Genomic DNA, 15,290 nt, shown 5'->3' with positions numbered 1-15,290 from the left:
CAGGCTCATCCACGGTTGTAACCGGAGGGGGTGCGGGCGACTTCGTCACGCCTCTGGCCGGGTGGCCACCCGGCCAGAGGCTCAATCGCTTCCATCGCACGAAATTCCTAACGTGCAGATACAAGGGGGCCGCACGGCACGTTCTTCACGCAAAACCTATTCCGGCACGCCGACGGTAACGCCGTTCCCCAGCGCCCTGAATACGGTCGAGACGATATCATCGCGGCAGAAACCTGCATGGACGCTATTGGGAAAGACCGGCTTCGCCGGCCCCCTCATCCGCCCTACGGGCACCTTCTCCCCGCTGGGGAGAAGAGGGAATCGAGACGTTGCGGCTGCCTTCGCTCTGTTTAAGACGGTCCGAAGGACGGCGAGAGACACGTGGCCCGGCCCAGACAGAGGTGGCAATGCCGGATCAACGGCACCACATTGTCCTCCGCACGAGGAGTAGAGACCAAGCCTTGCCAATAAAGAAAAGGCCGGGACATGCCCGGCCTTCCCTCTCAATCTTTTCGAAACCGCTCAGTTCAGCCGCGTCTTGACCTGGCCGACGGCATTGCCGAAGAGCTCGGACTGGATTTTGGTGTCGGCCCGCTTGGCAAGCACGGTTTCAGCGGCCGCGATTGCGAGATCGACAGCAGCGGAACGCACCGCCTTCATCGCCTCAACCTCGGCCTGCTTGATCTTCTGCTCGGACAGGGCCGTGCGGTTGGCGACGAATTCTTCCGTCTTCTTCTTCGCTTCAGCGGTCAGCATTTCGGCTTCGCGTTCGGCGGCGGCAACGATGTGGGCCGCTTCGGCTTCCGCTTCCTTGCGCTTGCGCTGGTATTCGGCAAGCAGGTGCTGGGCCTCCTCGCGCAGACGCTTGGCTTCGGCCAACTCGTTGCGGATCTGGTCGGCGCGGTCGTCGAGCGACCGTGCCATCATGCCCGGAACCTTCAGGTAAACGACCAGCGCCAGGAAGAGGACGAGGCCGACAAAGGCGAAGAAAGTCGCGTCAAAGGCAAATTCCATCGATCAAGCCTCCTTCTTGGCAGCCGCGACGGCGGCGGCGACATCGGCCTTGGCGACGGTGCCGCCGATCAGCTGATCGACCACGGCAGCCGCCGTTTCCTCGGCAATGGTGCCGACGTCGGCGAAGGCCTTGGCCTTGATCTCGCCGATACGCAGCTCGGCAGCCTTGATCTTTTCCGAAAGGCTCGCCTCGACAGCGCGGCGTTCCTCTTCGGCCTTGGCCTTGGCGGCGTCGCGTGCGGCAGAGCCGATCGCGTTGGATTTGGCGCGGGCGGCGGCCAGTTCACCTTCATAGGTCTGGACGGCGGCGTCGGCTTCGGCCTTCAGGCGGCCTGCCTCTTCCAGATCCTGGGAAATGCGCGTGTGACGCTGATCGAGGATGGTCCCGATGCGCGGCGCGATGACCTTTTGCATGAGCAAATAGAAGACGCCGAACGTGATCACCAGCCAGAGCAGCTGGGACGCGTAGGTCGTCGAATCGAAAGGCGGGAAAGGGCCGCGGGCGTGTTCGCCTTCGGCAACACCAGTCTCGGTATGGACCTCGCCTGCGGCCGGAGCGGCATGCGCATCCGTACCCGTCGCTGCCGCCGGTGCTTCCTCAGCGTAAGCCGGGGTCACAAAAAACATGCTCACCTCCAGGTGGACTGCAAATGCAAAGGATCACGGCTTGCGGTCGCAGGCCGTGATCCATCTATTCGCCGATATCAGACGGCGAAGAGGAGGAGGAGAGCAACGAGCAGCGAGAAGATGCCCAGAGCTTCCGTAACGGCGAAGCCGAATACCAGACGGCCGAACTGGCTGTCAGCGGCAGACGGATTGCGCAGAGCGCCGGAGAGGTAGCTGCCGAAAATATTGCCGAGGCCGAGAGCCGTACCGGCCATACCAAAGCAAGCCAGGCCTGCACCGATGTACTTTGCTGCTTCCGCTTCCATGTTGAACTCCTTTGAAATGGTTGTTGCGGCGAATGACTGACGCCCTTTGACGTCGATGTCGTTATCCTTAGTGCCCGCCCGGATGGATTGCATCGTTGAGGTACATGCAAGTCAGCACCGCAAAGACGTAAGCCTGAAGGAAGGCGACGAGGAACTCGAGACCGGTCAGGGCGACGGTCATGATGAGGGGAAGAACGGCGCCGCCGATACCCAGAGCACCCATGGTTCCGAGCGAGGCGACGAAGCCTGCGAACACTTTGAGTGTGATGTGACCGGCGAGCATGTTGGCGAAAAGACGAACCGAGAGTGAAATCGGTCGCGACAGGAAGGAGATGATTTCAATCGTGACGACCAGCGGCAGCAGAATGCCCGGCACACCCGAGGGCACGAAGACATTCAGGAAGTGGAAGCCGTGCTTATAGAAACCGTAGACGAGAACCGTACCGATAACCAGAATCGCGAGCGCGAAGGTGACGATGATCTGGCTCGTCACCGTGAAGAAATACGGGAACATGCCAAGCAGGTTGGCAGTTAGGACGAACATGAAGAGCGAAAAGACCAGCGGGAAGAACTTCATTCCCTGCTTGCCGGCGCCTTCCTTCAGCATGTTGGCGATGAATTCATAAGACATTTCCGCAACGGACTGCGAACGGCCCGGCACGATGGCGCGGTTCGAGGTCGCGAAATAGAGGAAGCCTGCGGCAGCGGCAGCCGAAACGGCCATGAAGAGCGATGCATTGGTGAACGAAAAATCAATTCCGCCGATTTCGATCGGCACAATCTTCTGGATCAGGAACTGATGAGTCGGATCGTTAGACACCGCTTGTTCCCTCTCTTTGGCCCGCAGGACGCGGGGTCATTGCACTGGACCGGGGCCGGTCCTTATTTCTTGTCGTCGTCCAGGGGATGGGCCACCACCCCCGCAGAACGCAGCACGTTCAGAACGCCGGCACAAAATCCGAGAAGCAGAAGAACAATCAAACCCCAAGGCGCCGTGCCAACAAAACGGTCGAGGAGATAGCCAAGGAGAGCACCGACGACGATTGCGGAAATGAACTCGCTGGAAAGCTTCATCGCCTGGGCATAACCTTTGCGGCTTACCTCGGCGCGGGCTTCCCTAGCCTCGTCCTGTCCCGTCTCGACGCGCTTGGTCGCGAGTTTCGCTTCCAATTGCGCACGGCGCTTCTCAAGACTTTCCTCGCGGTCATCCGCCATGGATCTCTCCTCGCCTGCCCGTCGCCCGCACTCCCGCTACCCCGGTCATTCGGACCCCGGACGCGAAGGTTAAGACCCTTCCGGCCCGTTCTGAAGTCGCGCGCAACATAGTTTTAGGGATTAGCATAGTCAAGGCGTAGACAGCTTCTGTCCAGCGAGAAAATAATTCCATCAAATCAAAGAGATAAATCGGTTCTGGGTCGATCGCGCAAATTCGACGGAAAGAATCCGCTTTTCCGGGCCGGAAATCGGCTTGCCCCAGCGATTTATCTCAGCTCCAGCCGCCGCCATAGGTGCGATAGAAGACATGAAGACCGATGCGGCCGACCTTTTCCATGGTCTTTGCCCATTTTGGTCTGACATAGACGGCATGGTAATGCGTCGCCGAACCCACCTGCGGCAGCCAGATCTTGCCTGATGTCACCGCCATCGCCACGTCGCGGGCGACTCGCCAGTGATATTCCGAGTTCACCCTGTCCTTGATGCTGTCGCAGGCGAAGGAAAACTGGCAGCGGTTGCGCCAATCCTCGTTCTGATAGACGACGCCGCAGATGGTCTTCGGATAGGAGGGGTTGCGGACGCGGTTGAGGATGACCTGGGCGACAGCCGCCTGCCCCTTCACCGATTCTCCCCGCGCCTCGAAATAGATGCCGGAGGCAAGGCACTGCTGTTCGCGAGCGGAAAAGACGCTCGGCGCCAGCACGCTTGCGGCCCAGGCATGATCGCGAGGGCCGATCTCCGGAACGAAGCGGCCGCTGTCCTGTTCGGCCAGGATGGAATCGAAGGGCGATTGGCGGGCATAGTCGGGTGCGGCCGGTGCATAGGCGGTGGCCAGCACATCGGCCTTGTTGCTGGTGACGAGGCTTGCGAGCATGGCCGGCACGCCATTATCGGTCACAACCGGCTGCGTCTTATAGAAAGATGTGGCGATCTCGATTTCCTTGCCCTGGATCTTCGGTTTGACGAACGCCGACCGGTCCTTGAGATCGAAGCTCGGGGTGAAGAGCATCTTGGTGCGCTCGAGGATCGAGCCGGCGGAAAAGTCCTTCGGCGGCTGCATCTTCTCGACGGCGACGACGCGGCCTTTCTTGCTGCCACGGTTGACGCGATCCTCGTCCGGCGTGTCCTCGTGGCCCCTATCCTTGGCAGTGCCCTTGTCCTTGGCATTGAAGGCGACCTTGCGGCCATCGGGCAGCACCATGCCAGCACCGGCGGAGATCGAACCCGTGACCATCGGCTCGGCGAAGGCGAGTTCGGCCTGGTGGATGGAGCCGGCCGGCGAATTGGTCAGCACCATGCGCCAGTTCCCACCCTCATGATCGAGGCCGGCGAGCATGGCGGCGAGATCGGCATGGGATACGGCGCTCGGGAAAAACAGCCAGCCGGCGAGACCGAAGATTACGGGCGACACCCAATTCTCGGGAATAAGACGCAGCTTGCTACGGGAAGGGCTCTTTCGACGCAACACGGACTCCGGGCATGGAACGCAGGAACATTCCATTAAAAATCCCGCATTAACCTTGATGTCCGGTTAACAGGCTGTGCCGAAATGTGAGCGTGAGAAGTTTTGGATGTTCTAATGTGAGGGATAATTTCGTGTGTTTGGGAACAGCGGTGCGGCACCTCCGGCCTCGATCCCAAGGGATGTCAATGATGAAGCAACAGCAACTTGGTCCAATCTCTCTTGCTCCGGCTACGGAGAAAGGGACCAAGGCGCCACGACCGTCCTCTTCTCCCCAGCGGGGAGAAGTGCCGGAGCGATAGCGAGGCGATGAGGGGGTGAGCGGCAAAGCCGCGAATGCGCTGAGCGCAAGCGAAGGGCAATGAATGGTGTACCGTGTGGCCCCCTCATCCGACCCTGCGGGCCACCTTCTCCCCGCTGGGGAGAAGAGGGAGCTCAAATAATAACGTGTGAGCCGAGTTCCACCACCCGGTTCGCCGGCAGGCGGAAGTAATCCGAGGGGTTGGCGGCGGCGTTGGCGAGCGCGATGTAAAGCCGGTCCTGCCAGTAGGGCATGCCCGACTTGGCGTCCGGCACCAGCTTGCGTCGGCCAAGATAGAAGGAGGTCGACATGATGTCGAACTTCAGTCCGGTCTTGCGCAGTGTCGCCAAGGCCTGCGAGACGTTTTGCGATTCCATGAAGCCGAACAGCAGTTCGACGCGGGAGAAACGCTCGGAAATCTGCTCGACCCTGTAGCGGTCGTGGCTCGGCACGCGCGGTTTGTTGACCGTGCGGATCGTCAGGATGACGTTGCGGTCGTGAAGCACATGGTTGTGCTTGAGATTGTGCAGCAAGGCGGCGGGGGCGGATTCCGGATCGCTGGTCAGGAAGATCGCCGTGCCCGGGACCTGGGCCGGCGAATGCTCGCTCTTGCGCTCGATCGAGCTGACGAAGGAGGCAAGCGGAATATCGGTATGGCGGGTCTTTTCCATCAGGATCGCCGTGCCGCGACGCCAGGTCCACATGACGACGGTAAAGGCCGTGGCGATCAGGATCGGGATATAGCCTCCGTCGTGGATCTTCAAAAGGTTGGCGCCGAGGAAGATCAATTCGAGCACGACCAGCGGCGCGAGCGCGATCACCGCAACCGGCAGCGACCAGTTCCAGCGGGCGCGGACGAATTCGAAAGCCATGATCGAGGTAACGACCATGGCGCCGGTGACGGAGATGCCATAGGCGGTCGCCAGCGCGTCCGATGTCTTGAAACTCAGGACCAGGAAGATGACGCCGATGAACAGCACGGCGTTGACCGAAGGCACGAAGATCTGCCCGGTATTGGTTTCCGAGGTGAAGAGGATTTCCATGCGCGGCAGGAAGCCGAGGTTGATGCCCTGGCGCACCATCGAGAAGGCGCCGGTGATGACCGCTTGGCTGGCGATGATCGTCGCGGCGGTCGCCAGGATGACGACCGGCAGCAGCGCCCATTTCGGATACATCAAATAGAAGGGATCGGACATCATCGCCGGATTGCCGAGAACGAGCGCCCCCTGCCCGAGATAGTTCAGCGTCAGCGCCGGGAAAACCAGCAGGAACCAGGCCCACTGGATCGGGCGGCGGCCGAAATGGCCGAGATCGGCGTAGAGCGCCTCAGCACCCGTCACCGTCAGGAAGACGGCGCCGAGCACGACGATGCCGTAGAAGCCCTCATGCAGCAGGAAGGCGACGGCATAATAGGGATTGAAGGCGGCAAGGATGCCGTAATCGTCGGAGATATGGGAAATGCCGGCGGCCGCCATGACGAGGAACCAGACGGCGGTGATCGGGCCGAAGAACTTCGCGACGGCGCCGGTGCCGCGCGATTGCACGACGAAGAGCAGTGCCAGGATCACCACCGAGATCGGCACGATATAGTCCGCGAGGCTGGGCGTGACGAGCTTCAGGCCCTCGACGGCCGACAGTACGGATAGAGCCGGCGTGATCATCGCATCGCCGAGGAAGAGGGCCGCACCCATTAAGCCAAGCAACATCAGCATGGCGGTATGGCCGTTGGCGGTCTTCATCAGAAGAGCAAGCAGCGACAGCGTGCCGCCCTCGCCGTCGTTGTCGGCGCGCAGCAGGAAGAGCACATATTTAATGGTGACGATAATCGTCAGCGCCCAGATCATCAGCGAGATCAGGCTGATGACTTCGAAACGGGTGAGGCCGTCATGGGCCACCGGTTTCAGCGCCTCGCGAAAGGCGTAGAGCGGGCTGGTACCGATATCGCCGTAGACGACACCGACGGAACCCAGCCCGAGATAGAACAGCTTTTTCGGCGTCATATGGCGTTCGTTCGGATGGCTATCTTCGGACATGAAGTTTTAACAGGCTCCTCAGAGCCAGCCTTTCCAGCGGAAAAAGAAAAAGGGGATGACGGCGGAGATCACCATCAGGGCCAGCGAATAGGGATAACCTGCGGCCCAGGTCAGCTCCGGCATGACCTGAAAGTTCATGCCATAGACGGAGGCAACCAACGTCGGCGGCAAGAACACCACCGAGGCAATCGAGAAAATCTTGATGATCGAGTTCTGCTCGATGTTGATCAGCCCGAGCGAAGCATCGAGCAAGAAAGTGATGTTGGCAGCGACGAAGGAAGCATGCTCCGACAACGACTGGACATCGCGGGAAACGGTGCGGCAGAGCTCCTTCGCCTCACGGTCCTGCTGGATCGCCGGGATGGTGTGAAAGAACGTCAGCAGGCGGGCAAGCGAACCGAGACTGTCACGCACCTTGCTGATCATCCGGTGATGGCCGGCGATATCCCTGAGCTTCTCCTCAAGATAGTTCGAGGGCTTGCGCACCTTCTTTGCCCGGTCGCCGAAGACATGCGTCGACAAGATGTCGATGCGCGAGACGGAGATCTCGAGGATCTCGGCAGTGCGGTCGACGATCGTCTCCAAGAGCTTGGCGAGAAGGGCAGCGCCGCTGCGCCAGTTTTCCGGCAAACGGTGGAGGGCGGCGATAAACAGTGCAAAGGACTTGGGATGGGCGTAGCGAATGGTGACCAGGCGGTTTCCAGCCAGGATGAAGGCCACATCGGTCAACGTCGGCACGTCGGTGTCAGCCTTCCAGAGCAGCGAGGCGGTCATGAAAACGGCGTCGTTTTCGACATAGAGACGGGCGGAAGGCTCTATATCCTTGAGGTCGTCGCGGGTCGGGACCTCTATGCCGAGAATCTTCTCGACATAGAGTTCCTCATCGCGGGTCGGCTCGATCATGTCGATCCAGACGACATCCTCGGGAAAGGACGCGGCATGCGACAGATCGCGGATCTCGACCGACCTGCAATTGGAACAGTAAGCGGTAATCACCGGTCGTCTCTCCGGCTGCATCCAACCTTAAAGGCCGGCATGCGCGTTGTGCTCAACCGCATCGCAGTTCCCAATCCTTCGATCGACAAGACAACTCCGAACTTGCAGGCGGGCCGGCCTCTTCGAAACGAAGACAACCGCCACTGAGCATCTGCAGCAAAACGCCATCATGGCGCCGCGCGCATATGAAGCAAAGCCGTGAAATAATCAAGACATCTTCCGCGAAGCGCGGCTTTTCACCACGTTTCCCCCACAATTTGGGGTATCCGCTGCGGTGATTCGGGCCTGTCAGCGACTGGCAGCGTACGTGATTCATACGGCGGGCTTAGCCCTTTGTTCCAAGCATGCCGTTATCCCGGAACCGCTTCACACTTCCGGGCGGCATGCATTATTCGAAGACGATCGCCGGCGCCGGGCGCTGGGACTGGCCCGCGACCTGCTCCCAGACCTTGGCGGCGATACCGCGATAGATGCCGGCGACGATGCCGTTCGGCTCGGAGGCGACGAGCGGCGTGCCGGCGTCGGAGGTTTCGCGAATATTCATCGTCAGCGGCACTTCGCCGAGGAAGGGCACGCCAAGGCGCTCGGCCTCCTTGCGGGCGCCGCCATGGCCGAAGATGTCGTAGCGGGTGCCGGTATCCGGGGCGATGAAATAGCTCATGTTCTCGACAATGCCGAGCACCGGCACCTCGACCTTGCGGAACATGTTGAGGCCCTTGCGGGCATCGATCAGAGCGAGATCCTGCGGCGTCGAGACGATGACGGCGCCGGCAAGCGGCACCTGCTGGGCCATGGTCAATTGGGCGTCGCCGGTACCGGGCGGCATGTCGACGACGAGGACGTCCAGTTCGCCCCAGGCGACTTCGCGCAGCATCTGCAGCAGCGCCGACTGGACCATCGGCCCGCGCCAGATCATCGCCGTCTCCTCGTCGACGAGGAAGCCCATCGACATGACCTTGAGGCCATAATTCTCCATCGGATTGATGATGCGGCCGTCGATCTGCGTCGGGCGGCCCGATATCTTCAGCAGCCGCGGCATCGAGGGACCATAGATATCGGCATCGAGAATGCCGACGCGAAGACCGTTGGCGAGCAGGCCGAGTGCGAGATTGACGGCGGTGGTCGACTTGCCGACCCCACCCTTGCCCGAGGCGACGGCGATGATGGCACCGATGCCGGGCACACCGATCTTGCCGGCGCGTGAAGGCTGTTGAGGAGCGTGGGCGTGGCCCGCATGATCATGTTGGTGATCGTGGCCGGCATGGCCGTGAGGCGGGTTCGGCGCAGGGCGGGCAGCCGGAGCGGCGGCGGCCGCCTTCTTGTCCGCTGTCAGGGTGACGAGGGCACCTTTGACGCCTGGCATTTCCTTGATGACGCGCTCGGCGGCGAGCCGCATCGGCTCCAGCTCCCTGGCGCGATCGGCCGGGACGGTGATGGAGAAATAAACCTTGCCGTCAGAGATGAAGACATCGGAGACCATGCCGAGCTCGACGATATCGTGCTCGAGATCGGGTCCACGCACGGTCTTCAGCGTTTCGAGAACCTGTTCCTTGGTGACGTCGGCCATTCCACCCTCAATGCTTCTTGCAGACTACAGCGCCGCGCGTCTCTCAAGACGCGCAAAGGACGCTGTAGCACTTTGAATTGCTGCATGACTTAGCCCAATCGATTCCGATTAGGCTAAGTCATGCAGTAGAAATAGTGGAGACGGGAGCCTTCGCCAAACAAAATCATCGGGCCAAAAAGAGCGCCGGGGAAAATTGGCAGTCCGTTGCGGCCATCAAGTCCGCCGGGCTTTCGCCCTGATGGCCGCAACGGTCTCCCCGAGAACCGGCGCAATCCGGGGCGAACTAGAGCAAGCCGAAAAAAAGACCAGCGAAAAGTGAACAAGGAAGACGAAATCGCCAACAGCCGGGAAAGAAGCGGTGCTAAAACGCAACAACCGCCGCCGACACCGAAGGGCCGGGAGAAAAACGGCATCGGCGTCGGGCAGCGGTGTGTCGGCCGCGCCATTTGCTGGCGCTGGTCTCAAAGTCCCCTCTGGACCTCTCGCAGAAGAGATGCAGAAAGCGTGCCAGATGGAAAATCAGGAAAAAGAGCGCAAAAGCGCTTGCGGCAGCCCCTCAGCGGGAAAGGTATGCCTACGCGCTGGGCGGCTTCGAAAGCAGTTGGTTGTTTTTTGCAACTTATTTGATCAGGCCGATGCGCAGCGCCTTGGCGACGGCCTGGGTGCGGTTGACCGTGTCGAGCTTCTTGGTGGCGCGGTTGAGATAGTGATTGACCGTGTGCTCGGACAGGGTGAGGATTTCGGCGATTTCAGCACTGGTCTTGCCGGCCGCCGTCCAGTTGAGGCAATCGATCTCGCGGTCGGTCAGCGTGTCCGTCATGCGCGTATCGAGGTTGCGGATCTCGGCAAGCCTGTCGAAAACGTGGATGGCGATGTAGGAGAGTTCGCGCATCTCTGCCGCGCTGAAGGGTTCGCGGTCGCCGGCAAAAGAGACGGCGCCGCGCAGGCCGGAGGGGTCATGTGTCGGGAAGTAGGCGCAGCGCATCATCTTAAAACGTTCGAACAGGGAGGCGACGAGAATGGACTTGCCGTCGTCCCGCGACAGGTTATGTCGTGACATGTCGTAGAAGAAGGGTCGCGCGGATGTTCTGAGCCGCCGGAGAACCGGGCTGTTCACCATCAGGCCTTCCTGGTCATAGAGGGCCAGAAGCTCGGCCGGCCAGCTGGTGATGACAGTGCTGCCCTGAAGATCGAAGGAAGTGATCGGCGGCAGGTTGAGAACCATGAAGGCGCGGCTGCGATAGGCTTCCGTCACCCGTTTCATGAAACGGAAAATATCGAACTGGGTCTTCAGGCCCGCTATTTCCTGAACATAATCGTCTTCTTCCGTGGATGTTTGCGACAAGGGTGCCATCACATTTCTTCATTTTCGGCACAGCGGCCGGCAAACCGTTTGCGAAACCTGCCCGCTATGGGTGTTTCGATTGCATCGGGGAACGACGATCGCTGGTTGGAATCGGCTTCGGCGTTGAGCGTTTCGGCCGGTGAATGGTTGTAGATTTCGCGGACCGTTCTAGTTGTGGTGATTCGCCGGAAAATCTCAATATCGCGCTTATCATAAGCATGCTCTGCGATGACGTCCAGCAGTGGCCGACGGCGATCTTCTGTCAACGGCGCGGACCGAGACGGACGCGCATGCCTTCCATGATACTCGCAGCCGCCAGTTGCACCGGAACGGACCATTGGTGCAGAAGTTCCATCGACAAGCGATAGGCCGGGCCGGTAATCGAAATGCCACCCATAAAGGTCCGATCCTCCGACCAGATGGGTGCGGCAACGCAGCGGATGCCGGCCTCATGCTCTTCGCGGTCGAAGGCATAACCCCGATCGGCAATCTCGCGGATTTCGGCAAGCAGCGTTTCGGCAGAGACATGGGTCGAGGCGGTAAAGCTGGTGAAGCTCAGGCCGGCAAGCAGATCGACGAGGCTTTCGGCCGGCAGCAGCGAAAGGGCGGCCTTGCCGACGCCGGTGCAATAACAGGGCGAGGCATTGCCGATCTGCGAATACATGCGTACCGGCTGACGACCTTCGACCTTATCGAGATAGATGATCGACTGCCCTCTCAGAACGCCGAGATGCACCGTCTCGCCGGTCGCCTGCTGCAGATCTCTAAGGTGCGGTTCGGCAATCAGGCGGAACTCGTTGCGCGCCCAGCTGCGCGCGGCGAAATCGAGCAGGCGCAGGCCAGGCGTATAACGGCCGTCGCCATCGAGCTCGAGCAGCCCCTCCTCGACCAGATGGGTGAGCTGGCGATGCAGCGTGCCGCGCGGCTGGCCGGCAAGGGCCAGGATATCGGTGAAACGCAGCGGCGCATCGGCATGGGTGACGAGATCGAGCAGAACCATCAGTTTGCCGAGCGTGCCGGTCTCGCGTGTCTGTGCCGTGCTTTCGCCGTTTGAATTCATCACCTTGTCCGCCCTTGACAGAAAGGGCAGTGTAATTCGATAATTCCATATAGTCAAATTAAGTTCCAAATAATGGAACATCAGACGTTGGGGAGGCGACGGTGACCATGATGGCAGCACAATTTCCCGAATTCAAAGACCGAGCCGTGCTGGTGACCGGCGGCGGATCGGGCATCGGCGCTGCGATCGTCGAAGGTTTCGCGCGCCAGGGCGCCAAGGTCTCGTTCATCGATATCGCCGAGATCGCGGGCCGCGAGCTTGCCGAAAGGCTGTCGCGGGAGACTGCGCATCCGGTCTCCTTTCACCATGCCGACCTGCGCGACATCGAGGCGATCCGGCGCACGGTCGATACCGTCATTGCCGATTCAGGGCCGATCCGCGTGCTGGTCAACAATGCCGCCTGGGACGACCGCCATGAATTCGACGCGGTGACCGAGGCCTATTGGGACAACAACCAGGCGGTCAACCTCAAGCATGTGTTCTTCACCTCGCAGGCAGTCGTGCCGTCGATGCGGACGGCCGGCGGCGGGGCGATCATCAATATGTCGTCAATCGCCTTCAAGCTGAACATGGGCGGTTTTCCCGCCTATGCGGCCGCCAAGGCGGCGGTCGTCGGGCTGACGAAGAGCCTGGCGGGCAGGCTCGGGCCGGAGAACATCCGGGTCAACTGCATCCTGCCCGGCATGGTGGTCACCGAGCGGCAGATGCAGCACTGGCTCACCGAGGAAAGCATTGCGCGCTCGGTCGAGGATCAGTGCCTGAAGGTTGCGCTCAAACCCGATGCGATCGTCGGCCCCTGCCTGTTTCTTGCATCCGACTGTGCGGCGGCGATGACCGCCCAGTCCCTGATTGTCGATGGAGGCGTTCTGTAATGACAAATCCCGCTTATGTCGCGGTGGACTGGGGCACCAGCAGTTTCCGGCTCTGGCTGATCGGCAGGGACGGCACCGTGCTTGCCGAACGCCGCAGCGGCGAAGGCATGACGAGCGCGGCAAAGACCGGCTTTTCCGCGGTGCTTGCCGGCCATCTCGCCGCCATCGAGGCGCCGGAAAACCTGCCGGTGATCGTCTGCGGCATGGCCGGCGCCAGGCAGGGCTGGGTCGAGGCCGGTTACATCGACGTGCCGGCGCCGCTCGCCTCGATCCTGACCGGGGCGGTCTCCGTGCCCGGCGAAAGCCGCGACATCCGCATCCTGCCGGGCCTTGCCCAACGGGATATGGCGAGGCCCGACGTCATGCGCGGCGAGGAAACCCAGCTTCTCGGCGCGCTCGGCCGCGCAAGCTCAGGCGCGCAGGCGGTCTGCATGCCCGGCACGCATTCGAAATGGGTGCATGTGACGGACAGCAAGGTGACCGGCTTTTCGACCTTCATGACCGGCGAGCTTTTCGACGTCATCAGCAAACACACGATCCTTTCGCATGCCGTGGCCGGTGCGGAAGAGCAGCCGGCGGATGCGGCGGCCTTCGAGGCCGCGGTCTCGGCCGCTTTCACACGCCCGGCCCTTGCCTCCAACCTGCTCTTTGCCGCCCGTTCCGGCCAGCTCCTGCACGGCATATCCGCCGCTGCCGCACAAGCCCGGCTTTCCGGCACGCTGATCGGCCTCGAAATCGCCGGGGCGCTGCAGGATGCGGCAAACGGCACCACCATCACCCTGGTCGCCTCCGGGCGCCTGCAGGCGCTCTACGAACAGGCCTTTAGAACCCTCTCCCTTGCCTTCACCGCCATCGACGCCGACGCCGCCGTGCGCCGCGGGCTTTCGGCCGCCGCCGAAGCCATCTGGCCGAATTGAGAAAGCTGACACGATGAACCGTATCCCCTTCCCCGACATGAAGCGTCCGCTGATCGCCATCCTTCGCGGCATCCGGCCCGACGAGACCGAAAGCGTCGTCGGCGCCTTGATCGAAAACGGCCTGACGGCGATCGAGATCCCGCTCAATTCGCCGGAACCGTTCAAATCCATCGAGATCGCCGCGAAGATGGCGCCGCCCGAAGTGCTGATCGGCGCCGGCACGGTGCTGACCGTCGAGGCGGTCGACAGCCTGCATGCGGCCGGCGGCAAGCTGCTGGTCACCCCGAATGTCGAGACCGAGGTGATCATCCGGGCGCGCGAATACGGCATGGTGACGATGCCGGGCGTCTTTACGCCGACCGAGGCGCTGGCGGCTGCGCGCGCCGGCGCCACCGGTCTCAAATTCTTTCCGGCCAGTGTGCTCGGTCCTTCCGGCATCACGGCGATCCGGGCAATCCTGCCGCCGGAGCTGACGATTGCCGCCGTCGGCGGTGTGTCGGACAAGAATTTCGGCGATTACACCAAGGCCGGCATCTTCGCCTTCGGCCTCGGCACCAGCATCTACAAGCCGGGAATGTCCGCGTCAGAGGTTGCCGAGCGCGCCAAGGCGACCATTTACGCCTATGATGCAGCCATTGGGAGCGTGAACGTATGACCGATATTTACGAGTTCGAGGGCAAGACCCTTTGCAACACGAATTCCGTTCTCGGCGAAGGCCCGACCTATGATCCGGACAGCAACACCGTCTGGTGGTTCAACATTCTCGGCAAGGAACTGCACGAGCTCAATCTTTCGACGAGCGAGAAAAAGGTACACCCGCTGCCTGTGATGGCGAGCGTGCTGGCCCGCATCGACGCCGGACGTCAGCTGATCGCGACAGAGGAAGGGCTCTTCGTGCGCGATGTGGCAAACGGCAACCTCACTTTCTACGCCGCGCTTGAAAACGACAGGCCGGAAAACCGTTCGAACGACGGCCGCACCCATCCTTCCGGTGCGCTCTGGATCGGCACGATGAGCAAACGGGCAGAAAATCAGGCCGGCGCCATCTATCATGTCGCGGGCGGCAAGGTGACGAAGATCTTCAACGGCATCAGCATCCCGAATTCGATCTGCTTCTCGCCTGATGGCACGATCGGCTATTATACGGATTCCCGCATCAACCGGCTGATGCGCGTCATGGTCGATCCGTTGACCGGCCTGCCCTCGGGCGAGCCGATCGTACTGGTCGACAGCATGAACGAACTCGGCGACATCGACGGTTCGGTGGTCGATGCCGACGGTTATATCTGGAATGCACGCTGGGGTGCGGGTGTCGTCGACCGCTATAATCCCGATGGCCTGCGCATCTCGCGCTACACGGTTCCCGCCGTCCAGCCCTCCTGCCCCGCCTTCATCGGCGTCAATGCAGACCGCCTGGCGGTGACGACCGCCTGGGAAGGGCTCGACGAGGATGCCCGTTCGGCGCAGCCGAGCGCCGGCGCGCTTCTGGAACTCGGTATCGACGTCAAGGGCGTGTTCGATCCGGTCTATGTGATCTGAACACGGGATGTCCGAGGCCATCTGAGGCGCTCCCCGA

The 15,290-nt window shown here is 61.4% G+C and carries 17 protein-coding genes; 5 read left to right on the top strand and 12 right to left on the bottom strand.

Features of this window, described 5'->3' with window-relative positions; genetic code table 11:
• Positions 1-522 precede the first annotated feature (522 nt).
• The 9 genes from GFM02_RS30585 to GFM02_RS30545 all read right to left on the bottom strand — a co-directional run bounded on the left by GFM02_RS30585 (position 523) and on the right by GFM02_RS30545 (position 9,520).
• Positions 523-1,014, bottom strand: a complete 492-nt coding sequence (locus GFM02_RS30585; protein ID WP_012756242.1) for a F0F1 ATP synthase subunit B — start codon at positions 1,012-1,014, stop codon at positions 523-525.
• Between the two features lie 3 nt (positions 1,015-1,017).
• Positions 1,018-1,641: a F0F1 ATP synthase subunit B gene (locus tag GFM02_RS30580; RefSeq protein WP_131666224.1), complete on the bottom strand. Its 624-nt coding sequence runs from the start codon at positions 1,639-1,641 to the stop codon at positions 1,018-1,020.
• A 77-nt stretch (positions 1,642-1,718) separates the two neighbouring features.
• Entirely contained in the window at positions 1,719-1,946 is a 228-nt protein-coding gene (locus GFM02_RS30575; protein WP_003545854.1) for a F0F1 ATP synthase subunit C, read from the bottom strand.
• Positions 1,947-2,013: 67 nt separating this feature from the next.
• Positions 2,014-2,766: a F0F1 ATP synthase subunit A gene (locus tag GFM02_RS30570; RefSeq protein ID WP_020048676.1), complete on the bottom strand. Its 753-nt coding sequence runs from the start codon at positions 2,764-2,766 to the stop codon at positions 2,014-2,016.
• 62 nt (positions 2,767-2,828) lie between these two features.
• Entirely contained in the window at positions 2,829-3,161 is a 333-nt protein-coding gene (locus tag GFM02_RS30565; RefSeq protein WP_020048675.1) for an AtpZ/AtpI family protein, read from the bottom strand.
• A gap of 271 nt (positions 3,162-3,432) precedes the next feature.
• Positions 3,433-4,662, bottom strand: coding sequence for a cell wall hydrolase (locus GFM02_RS30560; RefSeq protein WP_168323732.1), 1,230 nt, complete (start codon positions 4,660-4,662; stop codon positions 3,433-3,435).
• Positions 4,663-5,058: 396 nt separating this feature from the next.
• Complete coding sequence (locus GFM02_RS30555; RefSeq protein WP_168323731.1) at positions 5,059-6,957, bottom strand: potassium transporter Kup; 1,899 nt, start codon at positions 6,955-6,957, stop codon at positions 5,059-5,061.
• 18 nt (positions 6,958-6,975) lie between these two features.
• Entirely contained in the window at positions 6,976-7,953 is a 978-nt protein-coding gene (locus GFM02_RS30550; RefSeq protein WP_168323730.1) for a CorA family divalent cation transporter, read from the bottom strand.
• Between the two features lie 388 nt (positions 7,954-8,341).
• Entirely contained in the window at positions 8,342-9,520 is a 1,179-nt protein-coding gene (locus tag GFM02_RS30545; protein ID WP_168284070.1) for an Mrp/NBP35 family ATP-binding protein, read from the bottom strand.
• A 315-nt stretch (positions 9,521-9,835) separates the two neighbouring features.
• Here GFM02_RS30545 and GFM02_RS30540 point away from each other — a divergent pair, with 315 nt between their 5' ends.
• Complete coding sequence (locus GFM02_RS30540) at positions 9,836-10,147, top strand: hypothetical protein (RefSeq protein ID WP_168323729.1); 312 nt, start codon at positions 9,836-9,838, stop codon at positions 10,145-10,147.
• Here the strand turns inward: GFM02_RS30540 and GFM02_RS30535 are convergent.
• Genes GFM02_RS30535 through GFM02_RS30525 form a run of 3 tightly spaced genes read right to left on the bottom strand, consistent with a single transcriptional unit; the run spans position 10,140 to position 11,925 of the window.
• Positions 10,140-10,874 (bottom strand): helix-turn-helix transcriptional regulator, encoded by a 735-nt coding sequence (locus GFM02_RS30535; protein WP_168323728.1) that lies wholly within the window; start codon positions 10,872-10,874, stop codon positions 10,140-10,142. The two genes, GFM02_RS30540 and GFM02_RS30535, sit on opposite strands and share 8 nt — an antisense overlap.
• Positions 10,874-11,131 carry a hypothetical protein gene (locus tag GFM02_RS30530; RefSeq protein WP_020048669.1) on the bottom strand — a complete coding sequence of 86 codons (258 nt, stop codon included), beginning with the start codon at positions 11,129-11,131 and terminating at the stop codon, positions 10,874-10,876. Before GFM02_RS30530 ends, GFM02_RS30535 begins: the two co-directional genes overlap by 1 nt.
• A complete protein-coding gene (locus GFM02_RS30525) occupies positions 11,128-11,925 on the bottom strand; it encodes an IclR family transcriptional regulator (protein WP_168323727.1) in 798 nt (265 codons plus the stop codon). The genes GFM02_RS30530 and GFM02_RS30525 overlap by 4 nt, the downstream gene beginning before the upstream one ends.
• Positions 11,926-12,032: 107 nt before the next feature.
• On the opposite strand from GFM02_RS30525, the gene GFM02_RS30520 reads away from it, so the two are divergent.
• Genes GFM02_RS30520 through GFM02_RS30505 form a run of 4 tightly spaced genes read left to right on the top strand, consistent with a single transcriptional unit; the run spans position 12,033 to position 15,253 of the window.
• Complete coding sequence (locus GFM02_RS30520) at positions 12,033-12,797, top strand: SDR family NAD(P)-dependent oxidoreductase (protein WP_409999549.1); 765 nt, start codon at positions 12,033-12,035, stop codon at positions 12,795-12,797.
• Positions 12,797-13,714, top strand: coding sequence for a 2-dehydro-3-deoxygalactonokinase (locus tag GFM02_RS30515; protein ID WP_168323726.1), 918 nt, complete (start codon positions 12,797-12,799; stop codon positions 13,712-13,714). Before GFM02_RS30520 ends, GFM02_RS30515 begins: the two co-directional genes overlap by 1 nt.
• A gap of 13 nt (positions 13,715-13,727) precedes the next feature.
• Positions 13,728-14,369, top strand: a complete 642-nt coding sequence (locus GFM02_RS30510; RefSeq protein WP_168323725.1) for a 2-dehydro-3-deoxy-6-phosphogalactonate aldolase — start codon at positions 13,728-13,730, stop codon at positions 14,367-14,369.
• On the top strand, positions 14,366-15,253 hold the full coding sequence (locus GFM02_RS30505) for an SMP-30/gluconolactonase/LRE family protein (RefSeq protein WP_168323724.1): 888 nt from the start codon (positions 14,366-14,368) through the stop codon (positions 15,251-15,253). Before GFM02_RS30510 ends, GFM02_RS30505 begins: the two co-directional genes overlap by 4 nt.
• The last annotated feature ends 37 nt before the right edge of the window (positions 15,254-15,290 follow it).

This window comes from Rhizobium leguminosarum bv. viciae, assembly GCF_012276115.1.
Classification (GTDB): Bacteria; Pseudomonadota; Alphaproteobacteria; order Rhizobiales; family Rhizobiaceae; genus Rhizobium; species Rhizobium leguminosarum_T.
The sequence above is the reverse complement of the archived record's forward strand: the minus strand, read 5'-3'. Positions and strand labels throughout refer to the sequence as shown.